The organism is Pseudomonas sp. BT-42-2 (assembly GCF_025847435.2).
GTDB classification, from domain to species: Bacteria; Pseudomonadota; Gammaproteobacteria; order Pseudomonadales; family Pseudomonadaceae; genus Aquipseudomonas; species Aquipseudomonas urmiensis.
This window is the reverse complement of sequence record NZ_JAOYTM010000012.1, coordinates 16,094-32,595: the sequence shown is the minus strand read 5'-3', so window position 1 is coordinate 32,595 and position 16,502 is coordinate 16,094. Positions and strand designations below refer to the sequence as shown.

13 protein-coding genes and 1 pseudogene are annotated in these 16,502 nt (G+C 61.2%); 9 read left to right on the top strand and 5 right to left on the bottom strand.

Translation table 11 applies throughout. From position 1 onward, the window contains the following. Positions 1 to 19 precede the first annotated feature (19 nt). Complete coding sequence (gene glnA / locus OIU19_RS14830) at positions 20 to 1,426, bottom strand: glutamate--ammonia ligase (RefSeq protein WP_186557617.1); 1,407 nt, start codon at positions 1,424 to 1,426, stop codon at positions 20 to 22. A gap of 478 nt (positions 1,427 to 1,904) precedes the next feature. On the opposite strand from glnA, the gene thiI reads away from it, so the two are divergent. Beyond that, positions 1,905 to 3,359, top strand: a complete 1,455-nt coding sequence (gene thiI / locus OIU19_RS14825) for a tRNA uracil 4-sulfurtransferase ThiI (protein WP_264235633.1) — start codon at positions 1,905 to 1,907, stop codon at positions 3,357 to 3,359. 128 nt (positions 3,360 to 3,487) lie between these two features. Then, positions 3,488 to 5,308, top strand: a complete 1,821-nt coding sequence (gene typA / locus OIU19_RS14820) for a translational GTPase TypA (protein ID WP_186557619.1) — start codon at positions 3,488 to 3,490, stop codon at positions 5,306 to 5,308. A gap of 142 nt (positions 5,309 to 5,450) precedes the next feature. On the opposite strand, the gene OIU19_RS14815 is transcribed toward typA, so the two are convergent. After that, complete coding sequence (locus OIU19_RS14815; RefSeq protein WP_264235632.1) at positions 5,451 to 5,855, bottom strand: YkgJ family cysteine cluster protein; 405 nt, start codon at positions 5,853 to 5,855, stop codon at positions 5,451 to 5,453. A gap of 186 nt (positions 5,856 to 6,041) precedes the next feature. Here OIU19_RS14815 and OIU19_RS14810 point away from each other — a divergent pair, with 186 nt between their 5' ends. The 3 genes from OIU19_RS14810 to OIU19_RS14800 all read left to right on the top strand — a co-directional run bounded on the left by OIU19_RS14810 (position 6,042) and on the right by OIU19_RS14800 (position 10,328). Next, positions 6,042 to 8,492: a glycogen/starch/alpha-glucan phosphorylase gene (locus OIU19_RS14810; RefSeq protein WP_264235631.1), complete on the top strand. Its 2,451-nt coding sequence runs from the start codon at positions 6,042 to 6,044 to the stop codon at positions 8,490 to 8,492. Positions 8,493 to 8,717: 225 nt separating this feature from the next. Next, a complete protein-coding gene (locus OIU19_RS14805; RefSeq protein WP_186557622.1) occupies positions 8,718 to 9,728 on the top strand; it encodes a class 1 fructose-bisphosphatase in 1,011 nt (336 codons plus the stop codon). 3 nt (positions 9,729 to 9,731) lie between these two features. Further along, positions 9,732 to 10,328 carry a DUF924 family protein gene (locus OIU19_RS14800; protein ID WP_264235630.1) on the top strand — a complete coding sequence of 199 codons (597 nt, stop codon included), beginning with the start codon at positions 9,732 to 9,734 and terminating at the stop codon, positions 10,326 to 10,328. A 129-nt stretch (positions 10,329 to 10,457) separates the two neighbouring features. Here OIU19_RS14800 and OIU19_RS14795 read toward each other — a convergent pair whose 3' ends face one another. Next, positions 10,458 to 11,246 carry a methyl-accepting chemotaxis protein gene (locus OIU19_RS14795; RefSeq protein ID WP_372353322.1) on the bottom strand — a complete coding sequence of 263 codons (789 nt, stop codon included), beginning with the start codon at positions 11,244 to 11,246 and terminating at the stop codon, positions 10,458 to 10,460. 66 nt (positions 11,247 to 11,312) lie between these two features. Continuing rightward, positions 11,313 to 12,344 (bottom strand): annotated as a pseudogene (locus tag OIU19_RS14790) (cache domain-containing protein); the annotation flags it as partial. 223 nt (positions 12,345 to 12,567) lie between these two features. On the opposite strand from OIU19_RS14790, the gene bamE reads away from it, so the two are divergent. Both bamE and OIU19_RS14780 read left to right on the top strand, forming a co-directional pair. Further along, complete coding sequence (gene bamE, locus OIU19_RS14785) at positions 12,568 to 12,822, top strand: outer membrane protein assembly factor BamE (protein WP_264235628.1); 255 nt, start codon at positions 12,568 to 12,570, stop codon at positions 12,820 to 12,822. Continuing rightward, positions 12,819 to 13,388, top strand: coding sequence for a lipocalin family protein (locus tag OIU19_RS14780; protein WP_264235627.1), 570 nt, complete (start codon positions 12,819 to 12,821; stop codon positions 13,386 to 13,388). Before bamE ends, OIU19_RS14780 begins: the two co-directional genes overlap by 4 nt. Before the next feature lie 97 nt (positions 13,389 to 13,485). Here OIU19_RS14780 and OIU19_RS14775 read toward each other — a convergent pair whose 3' ends face one another. After that, on the bottom strand, positions 13,486 to 14,850 hold the full coding sequence (locus OIU19_RS14775) for a formimidoylglutamate deiminase (protein ID WP_264235626.1): 1,365 nt from the start codon (positions 14,848 to 14,850) through the stop codon (positions 13,486 to 13,488). Positions 14,851 to 14,992: 142 nt separating this feature from the next. On the opposite strand from OIU19_RS14775, the gene hutC reads away from it, so the two are divergent. Together hutC and OIU19_RS14765 are read left to right on the top strand one after the other, a co-directional pair. Then, entirely contained in the window at positions 14,993 to 15,703 is a 711-nt protein-coding gene (gene hutC, locus OIU19_RS14770; RefSeq protein WP_264235823.1) for a histidine utilization repressor, read from the top strand. After that, entirely contained in the window at positions 15,700 to 16,272 is a 573-nt protein-coding gene (locus OIU19_RS14765) for a HutD family protein (protein ID WP_264235625.1), read from the top strand. The genes hutC and OIU19_RS14765 overlap by 4 nt, the downstream gene beginning before the upstream one ends. Positions 16,273 to 16,502 lie beyond the last annotated feature (230 nt).

The following is a 16,502-nucleotide window of genomic DNA, read 5'->3' as shown; positions in this document are numbered from 1 at the left end:
GCGCCAGGCGCCGCTAGCATCAGACGCTGTAGTACAGATCGTATTCCAGCGGGTGGACGAAGGTGCGAACGCGGATTTCTTCTTCCGACTTCAGTTCGATGTAAGCATCGATGAAGTCATCGGAGAACACGCCGCCCTTGGTCAGGAACGCACGGCCCTTGTCCAGCTCTTCCAGGGCTTCTTTCAGGCTACCGCAAACCTGTGGGATTTCCTTGGCCTCTTCAGGCGGCAGGTCGTACAGGTTCTTGTCGGCGGCATCGCCTGGGTGGATCTTGTTCTGGATGCCGTCCAGGCCAGCCATCAGCAGTGCAGCGAAGCACAGGTATGGGTTGGCAGCTGGGTCCGGGAAGCGCGCTTCGATGCGGCGAGCTTTCGGGCTGGAAACGTAAGGGATACGGATCGAAGCCGAACGGTTACGGGCCGAGTAGGCCAGCATGACCGGAGCTTCGAAGCCTGGTACTAGACGCTTATAGGAGTTGGTAGCCGGGTTGGTGAAGCCGTTCAGGGCTTTACCGTGCTTGATGATGCCGCCGATGAAGTACAGGGCGGTTTCCGACAGGCCGGCATAGCCTTCACCAGCGAAGGTGTTCTTGCCTTCTTTGGCGATCGACATGTGCACGTGCATGCCCGAACCGTTGTCACCGTACAGTGGCTTAGGCATGAAGGTCGCGGTGCGGCCGTATGCGTCGGCAACGTTGTGCACGCAGTACTTCAGGGTCTGAACTTCGTCAGCCTTGGCGACCAGGGTGTTGAACTTGACGCCGATTTCGTTCTGGCCGGCAGTTGCCACTTCGTGGTGGTGAACTTCGACGACCTGGCCCATTTCTTCCAGGGCGTTGCACATTGCGGTGCGGATTTCGTGGTCGTGGTCGACCGGCGGCAGCGGGAAGTAGCCGCCTTTGACGCCTGGGCGGTGGCCTTTGTTGCCGCCTTCGACATCCTGGTCGGTCATCCACGAGCCTTGCTCGGAGAAGATCTTGAACATCGAACCGGAGATGTCGGACTTGAACTTGACGTCGTCGAAGATGAAGAACTCAGGCTCTGGACCGACGAAGACGGTGTCACCGATACCGGTGGTCTTCAGGTACTCTTCGGCGCGACGGGCGATAGCGCGTGGGTCGCGGTCGTAGCCTTGCATGGTGGACGGCTCGATCACGTCGCAGACCAGGATCAGGGTCGGCTCTTCGGTGAACGGGTCCAGCACGGCGGTGCTGTCATCCGGCAGCAGGATCATGTCGGAGGCTTCGATGCCTTTCCAACCTTCGATGGAGGAACCATCGAACATCTTGCCAGCTTCGAAGAACTCATCATCCAGCGCATCGCGAGCTGGCATGGTGACGTGTTGCTGCTTGCCTTTGGTGTCCGTGAAACGCAGATCAATCCACTTGACGTCATGATCTTTGATGAGCTGAACCGACTTCGACATGTTGTCCTCCGGATGGTCTAGAGCGCGGTGGGCCGCTGCCCTGGAAAAAGGGTGTCGCCGGGCGCGCATAGTCGGCCAAGCTTACCTGCCTCACAAGGGAGCAAATTGCATGCCAGTGCCCAAAAATGGCGAGGGCAGGACAAAAGCAGGCGTTTATGGGCATTTATTCCGGGATGGGCGGGCTGTGGCGCACTGATAAGAGGCGTTTTTGAAAGTTTATGCACCGTAACGGTGCGAAATTCGACTGCTTCTCATCGCCAGGGCTCTATCGCGGGGCAAGCCCGCTCCCACGCTGCCTGTACAGGAGAACGTGGAGGCTGCGTGGGAGCGGGCTTGCCCCGCGATAGCTGCAGGCCTGTAAAACAGGGCTTGGCAGAGAAAGTCAAACCTTCTGTACAAAAGTTGCTCAAATCCTGAGCAATTTCCGCTATAATTCGCGCCCCTCATTTTCGGCAGGCCCTGGGCGCGCTGTTTACCCATGAAACTTATCGTCAAAGTCTTCCCAGAAATCACCATCAAGAGCCGGCCAGTGCGCAAGCGCTTCATCCGTCAGCTCGCGAAGAACATTCGCAATGTGCTCAAGGATCTGGACCCTGAGCTGAAGGTCGATGGTGTCTGGGACAACCTCGAAGTGGTCACCCGCGTCGAAGACGAAAAAGTCCAGCGCGAGATGATCGAGCGCCTGTCCTGCATGCCGGGGATCACCCACTTCCTGCAAGTGGAGGAATACCCGCTGGGCGACTTCGACGATATCGTCGAGAAGTGCAAGCAGCACTTCGGTCACCTGCTGGCCGGTAAACGCTTCGCCGTACGCTGCAAGCGCGGCGGCCACCATGACTTCACTTCGATGGACGTCGATCGCTACGTCGGCAGCCAACTGCGCCAGCAGTGCGGCGCCTCTGGGATCGACCTGAAGACTCCAGAAGTGATGGTGCGCATCGAGATCCGCGACCAGCGCCTGTACGTGATCCACAATCAGCACCAGGGCATCGGCGGCTATCCGCTGGGCGCTCTGGAGCAGACGTTGGTGTTGATGTCCGGTGGCTTCGACTCCACGGTGGCCGCCTACCAGATGATGCGCCGCGGCCTGATGACCCATTTCTGCTTCTTCAATCTCGGCGGCCGTGCCCACGAGCTGGGGGTGATGGAAGTTGCCCACTACCTGTGGAAGAAATACGGCAGCAGCCAGCGCGTGCTGTTCATCAGCGTGCCGTTCGAAGAAGTGGTCGGCGAGATTCTCGGCAAGGTCGACAACAGCTACATGGGCGTCACCCTCAAGCGCATGATGTTGCGCGCCTCGGCGAAAATCGCCGACCGTCTGGAAATCGACGCCCTGGTCACCGGCGAGGCGATCTCCCAGGTTTCCAGCCAGACCCTGCCAAACCTGGCAGTGATCGACCAGGCCACCGACAAGTTGGTACTGCGCCCGCTATTGGCCAGCCACAAGCAGGACATCATCGACACCGCTTATCAGATCGGTACCGCCGAGTTCGCCAAGCACATGCCAGAATACTGCGGCGTGATCTCGGTGAACCCGACCACCTGTGCCAAACCGCACCGGGTCGTGCACGAAGAAAACCAGTTCGACATGCAGGTGCTCGAGCGCGCCTTGGAGCGTGCCCGTTTCATCTCGATCGACCACGTTATCGACGAGCTGGGCCAGGACATTCAGGTCGAGGAAGTGGGCGAAGCCCTGCCTGGCCAGATCGTCATCGATATCCGCCACCCCGATGCCCAGGAAGACGAACCCCTGGTGATCGACGGCATCGAGGTCCAGGTCATGCCTTTCTATGCCATCAACAGCCGCTTTAAGCACCTCGATGGCAATCGTCAGTACCTTCTTTATTGCGACAAGGGCGTCATGAGCCGCCTGCACGCGCATCACCTGCTCAGTGAGGGACATGCCAATGTGCGTGTTTATCGTCCGGCATAAGACGCCAGGGCTGTATGGCGGCAGCATCCGCCATCGCCCTCCCGACCAATGGGCCCGCTGAGCCTTTTACCTTCATATTGGCTGCCTAGACTGGGCAGCAAACCGAATCCTCTGATCGAGATACATTTGTGATCGAAAATCTGCGTAACATCGCCATCATCGCCCACGTTGACCATGGTAAAACCACCCTGGTCGACAAACTCCTGCGCCAGTCCGGCACCCTGGAGCGTAACGAGCTCAACGACGAGCGCGTGATGGACTCCAACGACCAGGAAAAAGAGCGCGGCATTACCATTTTGGCGAAAAACACCGCCATCAACTGGAACGGCTACCACATCAACATCGTCGACACCCCCGGCCACGCCGACTTCGGTGGCGAGGTTGAGCGTGTAATGTCGATGGTTGACTCGGTGCTGCTGCTGGTCGACGCCCAAGACGGCCCGATGCCGCAAACCCGCTTCGTGACCAAAAAGGCTTTCGAAGCAGGTCTGAAGCCAATCGTCGTGATCAACAAGGTCGACCGCCCGGGCGCGCGTCCTGACTGGGTTCTGGACCAGATCTTCGACCTGTTCGACAACCTCGGTGCTACCGACGAACAGCTGGACTTCAAAGTCGTCTACGCCTCGGCCCTGAACGGCATCGCCGGTCTGGACCACACCGACATGGCCGAAGACATGACCCCGCTGTACCAGTCGATCATCGACAACGTACCAGCGCCGTCTGTCGACCGTGACGGTCCGTTCCAGATGCAGATCTCCGCTCTGGACTACAACAGCTTCCTCGGTGTTATCGGCGTTGGCCGTATCGCCCGTGGTCGCGTCAAGCCGAACACCCCGGTTGTCGCCATCGACACCAACGGCAAGAAGCGTAACGGCCGTATCCTCAAGCTGATGGGCCACCACGGTCTGCACCGCATCGACGTCGAAGAAGCCCAAGCGGGCGACATCGTCTGCATCAGCGGTTTCGATGAGCTGTTCATCTCCGACACCCTGTGCGCACCTGACGCGGTAGAAGCGATGAAGCCGCTGACCGTTGACGAGCCGACCGTTTCGATGACCTTCCAGGTCAACGACTCGCCGTTCTGCGGCAAGGAAGGCAAGTTCGTCACCAGCCGTAACATCAAGGACCGTCTGGACAAAGAGCTGCTGTACAACGTTGCCCTGCGCGTTCAGGAAACCGATTCCCCTGACAAGTTCAAGGTATCGGGCCGTGGCGAACTGCACCTGTCGGTGTTGATCGAAACCATGCGTCGTGAAGGTTTCGAGATGGCCGTAGGCCGTCCTGAAGTGATCATCCGCGAAGTCGACGGCGTCAAGCAGGAGCCGTTCGAGAACGTCACCATCGACATCCCTGAAGAATCCCAGGGCAAGGTCATGGAAGAGATGGGTCTGCGTAAAGGCGACCTGACCAACATGGTTCCGGATGGCAAGGGCCGTGTTCGCCTGGAGTACAACATTCCAGCTCGTGGTCTGATCGGTTTCCGTAACCAGTTCCTGACCCTGACCAACGGTGCAGGCATCCTGACCTCGATCTTCGATCGCTACGACACCATGAAGTCGGGCCAGATGTCCGGCCGCCTGAACGGCGTTCTGGTGTCGGTCGAGACTGGCAAGGCTCTGACCTACTCGCTGGAAACCCTGCAGGCTCGCGGCAAGCTGTTCGTTGAACACGGCCAAGAGATTTACAACGGTCAGATCATCGGCCTGAACAGCCGTGACAACGACCTGGGCGTTAACCCGACCAAAGGCAAGAAGCTCGACAACATGCGTGCTTCGGGCAAGGACGAAGTCATCGCCCTGGTTCCGCCAGTTCGCCACACCCTCGAACAGGCCCTGGAATTCATCCAGGACGACGAGCTGTGCGAAGTCACGCCGAAGTCGATCCGTCTGCGTAAGAAGATCTTGGACGAAGGCGAGCGTACCCGCGCTGCCAAGAAAGCCAAGAACTGAGTTAGCTCAGGCTGAATGAAAACGCCCCCGGTCGAAAGGCCGGGGGCGTTTTTGTTTGTGCGGGGTGTCAGTCAGGGGGGTAATCGCGGGGCAAGCCCGCTCCCACGCAGGACGTTCAGCGTGCTAACAGACTGTCCAGCTATTAGCGCGTAACGGCTTTGGGCTTGTAGGCGCAGTATCCCGGCCGCGGCCCGACCTTGGGGTGGTTGCGGCAGGTATCCGGGCGCTTGTCATAAATGGTGCACAGGCGGCTTTTACGATCCAGATACATGCAGTCATCGTTGCTCATCCGGGTCAGGGTGAAGATCCCCGACTTCTGGTTGAAGCGTTCGATGATGCCTTCCTTCTGCAGGCGCTTGGCGACGTTCTTTGGCGGCTCGTCCTTTTCGAATTCATCCACCACGCCAATACGGATCAGGTCTTTGATCTTCACTTCAACAGGCAGGGTGCAGCAGGTCGAATGGCAGCCCCCGCACATATGGCTGGCATAGCGCTGCCAGGTTTCCAGGCGGTCGACTTCGGCCGCGGCAATCAGGGTCGGTTTCATGGTTATGGGGGGCAGATCACGGTCTTGGGGCGCGCGATCATACCGGAGTTGTTCAATTTGTGAACAACCTTTTGCCCGATTGCCGTTATGGGCATGAAAACTGCGAACGGGAACTGTCACTCTCTGTCGAAGGGTCTAGTCTCAACAATCTCCCTCCGCTTTCGTCAACTTGCCCGAGGATGCCGCATGTCCCAGGAACCTAAAGCACGTGACGCCGAGGTGGCCGAATTTCGTGCCGCTGTATTGGCCAAGCTGACCTACGCGGTCGGCAAGGACCCGGAGCACGCCTTCGATCATGACTGGTTCGAGGCCATCGCCCTGGCCGCGCGCGACCATATGGTCGACCACTGGATGGATCACACCCGACAGGCCTATCGACGCAGCCAGAAGCGCGTCTATTACCTCTCCCTGGAGTTCCTGATAGGCCGGTTGCTGTTCGACAGCCTGAGCAATCTCGGGCTGCTGGACATTGCCCGGGAAGCCCTCGATGGGCTGGATGTCGACCTTGAGCGAATCCGCCTGCTCGAACCCGATGCGGCGCTGGGTAATGGTGGCCTGGGCCGCTTGGCGGCTTGCTTCATGGAAAGCATGTCGACCCTCGGCATCGCCGCGCATGGCTATGGCATCCGCTACGAGCACGGCCTGTTCCGCCAGGCGGTGGTCGATGGCTGGCAGCAGGAGCAGACCGAAAACTGGCTGGATTTCGGCAACCCCTGGGAGTTCGAGCGCGCCGAGGTGATCTACCCGATCAGCTTTGGCGGCAGCGTTGAAACCGTGCAAGACAGCGCCGGCCAGCAGCGCCAGGTCTGGTGGCCGGGCGAGACGGTGCGGGCGGTGGCCTACGACACGCCGGTGGTCGGCTGGCGGGGTGCCAGCGTCAATACCCTGCGCCTGTGGCGTGCGCGGGCCCTGGAAGAGCTGCATCTGGAACGCTTCAATGCCGGCGACCATTTAGGCGCGGTGGCGGAAGTGGCGCGAGCCGAGAGCATCTCGCGGGTGCTGTACCCAGCCGATAGCACTGAAGCGGGGCAGGAGTTGCGCCTGCGCCAAGAGTACTTTTTCGTTTCCGCCTCATTGCAGGATTTGCTGCGTCGGCACTTGAACATGCACGACACCTTGCTCAACCTGCCAGACGCTGCGGCGATCCAGCTCAACGACACCCACCCCTCGATCGCTGTGGCCGAGTTGATGCGGCTACTCGTCGACCAGCATGAAATCCCTTGGGAGAAAGCCTGGGAAGTCACAGTCGGCACGTTGGCCTACACCAATCACACCCTGCTGCCGGAAGCGCTGGAAACCTGGCCGGTAGCCCTGATGGAGCGCATGCTGCCACGGCACATGCAGATCATCTATCTGATCAACGCCTACCATATCGACGCGTTGCGGGCCAAAGGCTTGCACGACTTCGACGTGCTGCGCGCGGTGTCGCTGATCGAGGAAGACAACGGCCGCCGGGTGCGCATGGGCAACCTGGCCTTCCTCGGCTCGCACAGCGTCAATGGCGTGTCGGCACTGCACAGCAAGCTGATGAAGAGCACCGTGTTCGCCGAGCTGCACAAGCTGTATCCGCAGCGGATCAACAACAAGACCAACGGCATCACCTTCCGTCGTTGGCTGTACCAAGCCAACCCACAGTTGACCAGCATGCTCATCGAGTCGCTGGGGGCAGAGGTGCTGGACGATTCGGAAACACGCCTGACCAACCTTGCTCCATTCGCTGACAAGCCGGCGTTTCGCAAGCAGTTCGCCGCCCAGCGCCTGCATAGCAAGCGCGCGCTGGCCAGCATCATTCAGGATCGGCTGGGGGTAACGGTCAATCCTGAGGCGTTGTTCGACGTTCAGGTCAAGCGCATCCACGAGTACAAGCGCCAGTTGCTCAACCTGCTGCACACCGTGGCGCTGTATCAGGCGATGCGCTCTGAGCCTGGCACTGACTGGGTGCCGCGGGTGAAGATCTTCGCCGGCAAGGCGGCGGCCAGTTATCACCAGGCCAAGTTGATCATCAAGCTGGCCAACGACATCGCCCGGGTGGTCAACAACGACCCGACCGTGCGCGGCTTGCTCAAGGTGGTGTTCCTGCCCAACTACAACGTCAGCCTGGCCGAGAGCATCATCCCGGCGGCGGACCTCTCCGAGCAGATCTCCACCGCCGGCTATGAAGCGTCCGGTACCAGCAACATGAAGTTCGGCCTCAACGGCGCGCTGACCATCGGCACCCTCGATGGCGCCAACGTCGAGATGTGTGAGCAGGTCGGCGAGGAAAACATGTTCATCTTCGGCCTGACTGCTCAGCAGGTCGAGGCGCGCAAGCGGGCAGGGGACTTCGGTGCCAATGCGGCGATTGCCGCTTCCCATCGTCTGGGGGATGTCTTGCAGGCGATTCGCAGTGGGGTGTTCTCGCCGGATGATCCGTCGCGCTATGCGCACCTGATCGATTCGCTGATTGCCTATGACCGCTTCTTGGTCTGTGCCGACTTCGATGCCTACTGGGATGCCCAGCGCCGGGTCGAGGAGCTTTGGCACAAGCCGCAGGAATGGTGGCGCATGGCGGTGCTCAATACTGCGCGAATGGGCTGGTTCTCGTCGGATCGGACCATTCGCGAGTATGCGACGGAAATCTGGAAAGCGTTGGATTGAGCAATGCTATCGCGGGACAAGCCCGCTCCCACGCAGCAGCTCATGGCTGCGTGGGAGCGGGCTTGTCCCGCGATGAGGCCCCCGCCGACCATCGGCCCTGCAACCAATGAACTCAACCCCCAATCTACCGTCTGATCCGCCAGGCGCGTCTCTTTACTCGCTAGGCCGTCACTCTCCCTGTAAACTGCGGGGGTTTTTCACCCCCTATCCTTTTCGGAGCCATACATGTCCCGCGTTACCCTGAGTCGCTATCTGATTGAGCAGACCCGCAGCAACAATACCCCTGCCGATCTGCGCTTCCTGATCGAGGTGGTGGCGCGTGCGTGCAAGGAGATCAGCCACAACGTGTCCAAAGGCGCCCTGGGCGGCGTACTGGGCAGCATGGGCACCGAAAACGTGCAGGGCGAAGTGCAGAAGAAGCTCGACGTGATCTCCAACGAGATCCTGCTCGAAGCCAACGAATGGGGCGGTCACCTGGCCGGCATGGCGTCCGAAGAAATGGACAATGCCTACCAGATCCCCGGTAAATACCCCAAAGGCGCCTACCTGCTGGTCTTCGACCCACTGGACGGTTCGTCGAACATCGACGTCAACGTCTCGGTCGGCACCATCTTCTCGGTCCTGCGCTGCCCCAACGAATACCTGAGCCAGAACGAAACCCTCAACGAGAACGCCTTCCTCCAGCCTGGCACTGAGCAGGTCGCCGCCGGTTACGCGATCTATGGTCCGCAGACCATGCTGATCCTGACCCTGGGTAATGGCGTCAAGGGCTTCACCCTGGACCGCGAGCTGGGCAGCTTCGTCCTGACTCACGAAAACATCCAGGTGCCGACCAGCACCGCCGAGTTCGCCATCAACATGTCCAACCAACGCCACTGGGAAGCCCCGGTGCAGCGTTACGTCGGCGAGTTGCTGGCAGGTGAGACCGGCCCGCTGAAGAAGAACTACAACATGCGTTGGATAGCCTCGATGGTGGCCGACGTGCACCGTATCCTCACCCGTGGCGGCCTGTTCATGTACCCGCGCGATGCCCGCGAGCCGAGCAAGCCGGGCAAGCTGCGCCTGATGTACGAAGCCAACCCGATGTCGTTCATCATCGAGCAGGCCGGCGGCGCCTCCACCAACGGTTACGAGCGTATCCTCGACATCAAGCCAGAAAGCCTGCACCAGCGTGTGTCGGTAATCCTTGGCTCGAAGGAAGAGGTGGAGCGCGTCACCGCCTACCACAAGGAGTAAGTCATGCTCGCACCTTGGCAGCCGTTGTTGGAATGGTGGTTCGGTTGGGGCACCAGTGCCCAGGCCGTGGCTGACGAGAAGAGTACGCTGTGGTTTGGCAAGCACCATGACGACGAAGCGCGCGAGCGCTTCGGCGATCTATGCGAGCAAGCCTTGGCCGGTGGCCTGGATGAGTGGCAGCAGAGCCCGCAGGGCTGGCTGGGGCTGATCCTGCTGCTCGACCAGCTGCCGCGCATGATCCACCGCGACACGCCGTTGGCCTTCGAAGGCGACCGCCGTGCCCAAGTGGTGGCGATGCAGGGCTTGCAGAAAGGCTGGGATTACCAGCTGCTGCCGATCCAGCGCGTGTTCGTGCTGCTGGTGCTGGAGCATGCCGAGGTGCTCGATTGGCAGAACCTGAGCGTCGAGCGTTACCAGACCCTGCTCGAAGAGCAACCGGAGGCTAACCGCCGGTTGTTCGAAGGTTTTCTGGATTATGCCGAACAGCATCAGCGGGTGATTGCCCGGTTCGGGCGCTTCCCGCATCGCAACCTGATGCTGGGGCGCCCTAGTACCAGTGAAGAGATGGATTTTCTCCTCGAGCCTGGCTCCAGGTTCTAAGGGCGCACCATCGTTTGGATCGAACGTGGGAGCGGGCTTGCCCCGCGATAGTAGTGGTGAATTCACCATCGCCATCGCAGGGCAAGCCCGCTCCCGCGCATGATCTCGCTGATACCAGCAGTTGCAGGATCAGATCCTGAAACTGCCCACCAACTGCTTCAAACGGTCCACCTGGTGCTCCAGGTCATTGCAGGCGCGCAAGGTGCTCTGCAGGTTCTGCACTCCTTCCTGATTCAGCGTATTGATCTCGGTGATGTCGACATTGATCGACTCGACCACGGCTGTCTGCTCTTCAGTGGCAGTCGCCACCGACTGGTTCATGCCGTCGATCTCGCCAATGCGCTGGGTCACGCTGCCCAGGCGTTCACCGGCCTGGTTGGCGATGCCCACGCTGTGCTCGCTCTGCTGCTGGCTCTGGTTCATGGTGCTCACCGCCACCTGGGCGCCCGCTTGCAGCTCTTCGATCAGGCGCTGAACCTGCTGTGCCGACTCTTGCGTGCGATGCGCAAGGTTGCGCACTTCGTCGGCGACCACGGCAAAGCCGCGCCCGGCCTCACCGGCACGGGCAGCTTCGATGGCGGCATTGAGTGCCAGCAGGTTGGTCTGCTGGGAAATACCGCTGATCACATCGAGAATCTGACCGATGTTGGCAGTGTGTGAGTTGAGCGTCTGGATGTTGCCGCACGAATCGCTGATCCGCGCCGACAGCTGGTTCATCACCTCGATGGTCTGGCCGACCACCTGCTGGCCGTCCTCGGCCAGGCTGCGCGCATCGCTTGAGTGCTGCGAGGCGAGGGCGGCGTTCTGGGCGATTTCCTGGGCGGCGGCACCAAGCTGGTTGATCGCTGCGGCAACGCTGCTGGTGCGACTCGATTGCTGGTCGGCATTGTGGATCGAGGCGTTGGAGGCCGTAATCACCTGGCTAGCCACCGCATTGACCTGACCTGTGGCCGAGGACACTTCGCGGATCGACTCATGGATGCGCTCGACGAAGCGGTTGAACGACTGGCCGAGGCTGCCGAACTCGTCCTGGGCGTGGATGGTCAGGCGCCGGGTCAGGTCGCCTTCGCCCTGGGCGATGTCGTGCATGGCGCGGCCCATGATGTGCAGCGGTTCCATCAAGACGCGGATCAGCAGGCCCAGCAGGGCGATGATCGCCACTACTGCGATCAGCGTCGCCACCACTGCCGAGGTGCGCAGTTCGCTGAGCATGGCGAAGGCTGCGTCCTGGTCGAGCACCAGCGCCACGTACCAGTCAGCCGAGGGCACGCCGTCGACATGGTTGAAGCTGATGAACTGCTTGCGCCCCTCGAACTCGACCTCCTTCAGGCCGCGGCCGATGCGTGGGGTGTCGGTCGGGTAGATATCGGCGAGGCTCTTGAGCGCCAGCTCTCCCTTGGGATGAATCAGGATCTTGCCTTCGCCATTGACGATGAACGCGTGGCCACTGCCATCGAAGTCCAGCGCGTTGATCAGGTTGCTGATGGTCTGCAGGTCGGTGTCGACGCCGCTGACGCCAATCAGTCGGCCGCCTTGCTGCACGGGGGTTGCCAGGGTGATCACCAGCTTGCCGGCCGAGGCCGAGATGTACGGCTCGGTGACGATGGTCTGGTTGGCGGCGCTGGCGGCTTTGTACCAGCCGCGCACGCGCGGATCGTAGTCGGCGGCGCGGTTGCCTACCGGCACCGACTGCATGCTGCCGTCCTGGCCGCCAAAGTAGGTGAGCTGGAAGTTGCTGGCATACACCGGCAGCGCCAGGGCGCGGTCCAGGCCGGGCTTGCCGTCGACGGCAATCTGCTGGGCGAAGGTGTCGAGCAGCTGGATACGGCTGTCGAGCCAGTTACGGATGTTGCCGGCAGTCAGGTTGCCCAGGTCCTGCAGGGTCGACTCGGTATCGCTACGCAGGGACTGGCGTTGTCGGTAATCGTTGAACAGCACGAAGCAGGTAAAGGCAACGGCCACCACGAGGGCAGCGGCCAGCAGGATCTTGTGGCTGAACTTGAGGTTGTTGGTCATGGCAAAGTCTGCGCAGGGAAGCACGTCGAAGGGAGGGTGCGGCAATCGGCCACACCGCTGGGAGCTGTGTCGACCTGCGTGGGTAAAACATTAATCAATTGCGAACCAGTCGACCAATGGCAGGGGGTCAAAGCACACAGGGCAGGGAACCGAGGAGGCTTTTTGCCTTCTAAGCTCTCCACAGGCGCCTCGCCTGAGCCCCATGTCCCAGGAGTGTCCCTTCATGTCGTTGCGTTCCCTCGCCCTGTTGTCCTTGTGCGTCGTCCTGACCGCGTGCAGCAAGATCAATCAGGAAAACTATTCCAAGCTCAAGGCCGGCATGAACAAGGTCGAGGTCGAGCAACTGCTGGGTACGCCAACCGAATGCTCCGGAGCGCTGGGCATGAGCAGCTGCACCTGGGGTGACGAGAAGAGCTTCATCAGCGTGCAGTACGCGGCGGACAAGGTGTTGATGTACTCCGGGCAGGGCCTCAAATGAGGCGGCTGACCCTGCTGCTGGGCGTCTGCCTGGCGCTGCTGCTGGGCGGCTGTGCCAGCTCCAGCGTCGACCCGCTGGCGCCGAAGACGGCTGGCACGGTGGACCTCAAGCGCTACCAGGGCAAATGGTATGAGCTGGCGCGCCTGCCGATGTACTTCCAGCGCGACTGTGCCCAGTCCGAGGCGCATTACAACGCCAAGCCCGATGGCACCCTTGGTGTGTTGAACCGCTGCCGGATGCTCGATGGCGAGTGGATTCGTGCCGAAGGCAATGCCAAGCCGCAGGAAGTGGGGCATACCGACAAGCTATGGGTCGAGTTCGATAACTGGTTTACCCGTCTGGCGCCGGGCGTGGCCAAGGGTGAGTATTGGGTGCTGTATGTGGATGCCCATTACCGCACGGCCATCGTCGGCAGCCCTGATCGCAAGTACCTGTGGATTCTGTCGCGCACCCCATCGTTGCCGGCGTGGCAGCGTGAAAACCTGTTGGCCAAGGCGCGCCAGCAAGGGTATGACACCAATCGCTTGATCTGGCGGGTGGCGGATCGGGATATCGCCGCCAGGTAATGCGCTTGTCATCGCGGGGCAAGCCCGCTCCCACGCTTGTCTAGATAGATAGCGTGGGAGCGGGCTTGCCCCGCGATAGCGGTGGAACTGCGTTTAATCAGTCCAGCAGCTGGCGCAGCACCTCGACGAACGCTCGCCCACTGTCCTCATCCTGCGCATGCCGCCCCTGGCGCACCACCCACAGCCCGTTGACCATCACATCGCGCACCTGGCGATCACCGCCGGCAAACAGCCAGCGGTTGAGAATGGCGTCGCCCTCGGCGGTGGCAATGTACGGATCCTGCCCATCGAGCACCAGCCAGTCGGCGCGCTTGCCCACGCTGAGCTCGCCAATCGGCTGCCCCAGCGCCTGCGCGCCACCACTGAGCGCGGCATCGTAGAGGGTTCTGCCAACCATCGGTTGATCGCCCCGGTACAGCCGGTTACGTCGTTGGTCGCGCAGCCGTTGGCCATACTCCAGCCAGCGCAGCTCCTCGACCACGCTGAGCGATACATGGCTGTCCGAGCCAATCCCCATGCGGCCACCCAGGGCCAGGTAGTCCACCGCAGGGAAGATCCCGTCCCCCAGGTTCGCTTCGGTGCTCAGGCACAACCCGGCCACCGCGCCGCTATGAGCCATGGCGCGAACTTCATCTGGGTCGGCATGGGTGGCATGCACCAGGCACCAACGGCGGTCGACATCGACATGTTCATACAGCCATTGCAGCGGACGCAGGCCGCTCCAGGCCAGGCAATCGTCGACTTCCTTTTGTTGCTCGGCGATGTGGATGTGGATCGGGCAGGCCTGGTCACCGTTCGCCACAACACCGGCAATCTGCGCCGGGGTCACCGCGCGCAGGGAGTGGAAACACAGGCCTAGCTGTTGCGCTGGTTGAGCGGCCAACAGCGGCTGTAGCTGCTCCTGCAAGCGCAGGTACTGTTCGCTTGAGTTGATGAAGCGGCGCTGGCCGTCACTGGGCGCCTGGCCACCGAAGCCCGAATGGCTATACAGCACCGGCAGCAGCGTCAGGCCAATCCCGGCGCTGTTCGCGGCAGCGCTGATACGCCGGGACAGCTCGGCGGGGTCGGCATACGCCTGGCCATCGCGGTCGTGATGCACGTAGTGGAACTCTGCCACCGAGGTGTAGCCGGCCTTGAGCATTTCGATGTACAGCTGGCGGGCGATGACTTGCAGTTGCTCCGGGCTGATCCGACCGACCAGGCGGTACATCAGATCGCGCCAGGTCCAGAAACTGTCGTTGGGATTGCCCGCCACCTCAGCCAGGCCTGCCATGGCGCGCTGGAAGGCGTGCGAGTGCAAGTTGGGCATGCCCGGCAGTAGCGGGCCGGCCAGACGCTCGGCGCCCTCGGCCGAGGCGTCGGCCTGGAGACTGGACAGTCGACCATCGGCGGCGACCTCAAGACGGACGTTGCGCGCCCAGCCAGTGGACAGCAGTGCGCGCTCGGCGAAGAAGACGGGCATGGGTTTTTCCTGTTCTTGTTAGCTTGTATATACATATACAGGCGTTTGCCTGCCCGGTAAACTCCGGCAAGCTACCGTTCACTCATACCGCACAAGGATAAAAGCCGTGCCGACACCTCCTGTCTCCGCGCTGGTGGCCCAGATGGGCGAAGGGCCGGCGCCGCTGTACGCCCGGGTCAAACAGATGATCATCCAGCAGATCGAAAACGGCACGTGGCCGCCCCACCACCGGGTGCCCTCCGAGAGCGAGCTGGTCAGTCAGCTGGGCTTCAGCCGCATGACGATCAACCGCGCCCTGCGCGAACTGACCGCCGATGGCCTGTTGGTGCGCATGCAAGGGGTGGGCACTTTCGTTGCCGAACCCAAGACCCGTTCGGCGCTGTTCGAGGTCAACAACATCGCCGACGAGATCGCCAGCCGTGGCCATCAGCATAGCTGCCAAGTGATTACCCTGGCCGAAGAAGCGGCAGGCTCCGAGCGCGCCCTGGCGCTGGACATGCGCGAAGGTCAGCGGGTGTTCCATTCGCTGATCGTGCATTACGAGAACGGCATCCCGGTGCAGATCGAAGACCGCTACGTCAACGCCCTGATCGCCCCGGATTACCTGAGCCAGGACTTCACCCGGCAGACGCCCTACGCCTACTTGTCCCAAGTCGCTCCGCTGACCGAGGGCGAGCACGTGGTCGAAGCCATTCTTGCCGAGCCCGAAGAGTGCCGTTTGCTGCAGATCGAACCTGGCGAGCCGTGCCTGTTGATTCGCCGGCGTACCTGGTCCGGTCGCCAGCCAGTTACGGCTGCGCGATTGATCCACCCCGGCTCCCGTCATCGCTTGGAAGGACGTTTCAGCAAATGAGCCAGTTGCAGTTGTTGCGTGCCCGCGACTACCCCCGCATGCCGTGGAAGAACGGCGGCGGTTTCACCGAGGAGATTGCCCGCGACGCGGGCGATAGCCTGGAAGGATTTGGCTGGCGCCTGTCGATTGCCGATATCGAAGAGTCCGGCGGTTTCTCCAGCTTCAGCGGTTATCAGCGGATCATCACCGTGCTGCAAGGCGATGGCATGCGCTTGTTGGTCGATGGCCAGGCTAGCCGACCGCTACTTAGCTTCGATGCCTTCGCCTTCAATGGCGAGAGCCAGGTCAGCTGCAAGCTGCTGGGTGGCCCTATCAGGGATTTCAACCTGATCTATGCGCCGCAGCGCTATCGGGCGCGCTTGCAGTGGTTCGATGGCAGCAGCCGGTTATTCAGTTCGGCGCCGACGGTGTTGCTGTTTGCTGGCAGCAATCATGTCGAAGTCGGGCTGGCCGGGCATCAGTCGCAGAGCCTGGGGTTGTATGACTGCCTGCGGCTGGAAGGCAATGATGGCTTGCTGGGGTTGGATGTGCAGGGGCGGTTTTGCCTGATTGAGCTGACTGCGCGCTGAGATAACGATTACCAGGGCCGCTTTGCAGCCCATCGCGGGGCAAGCCCGTTCCCACGTGCGCACTACAGGCTTGCGTGGGAGCGGGCTTGCCCCACGATGGGCTGCAAAGCGGCCCTAATCATTTAAGGGAAAGGCACAATATTTTTAGTTGTCCATGCTTGTACATACAAGTAAAGGTGTGCTTGTATATTGTCCATCGACACACCGCCGTCGGATGACCGCAGAGGACC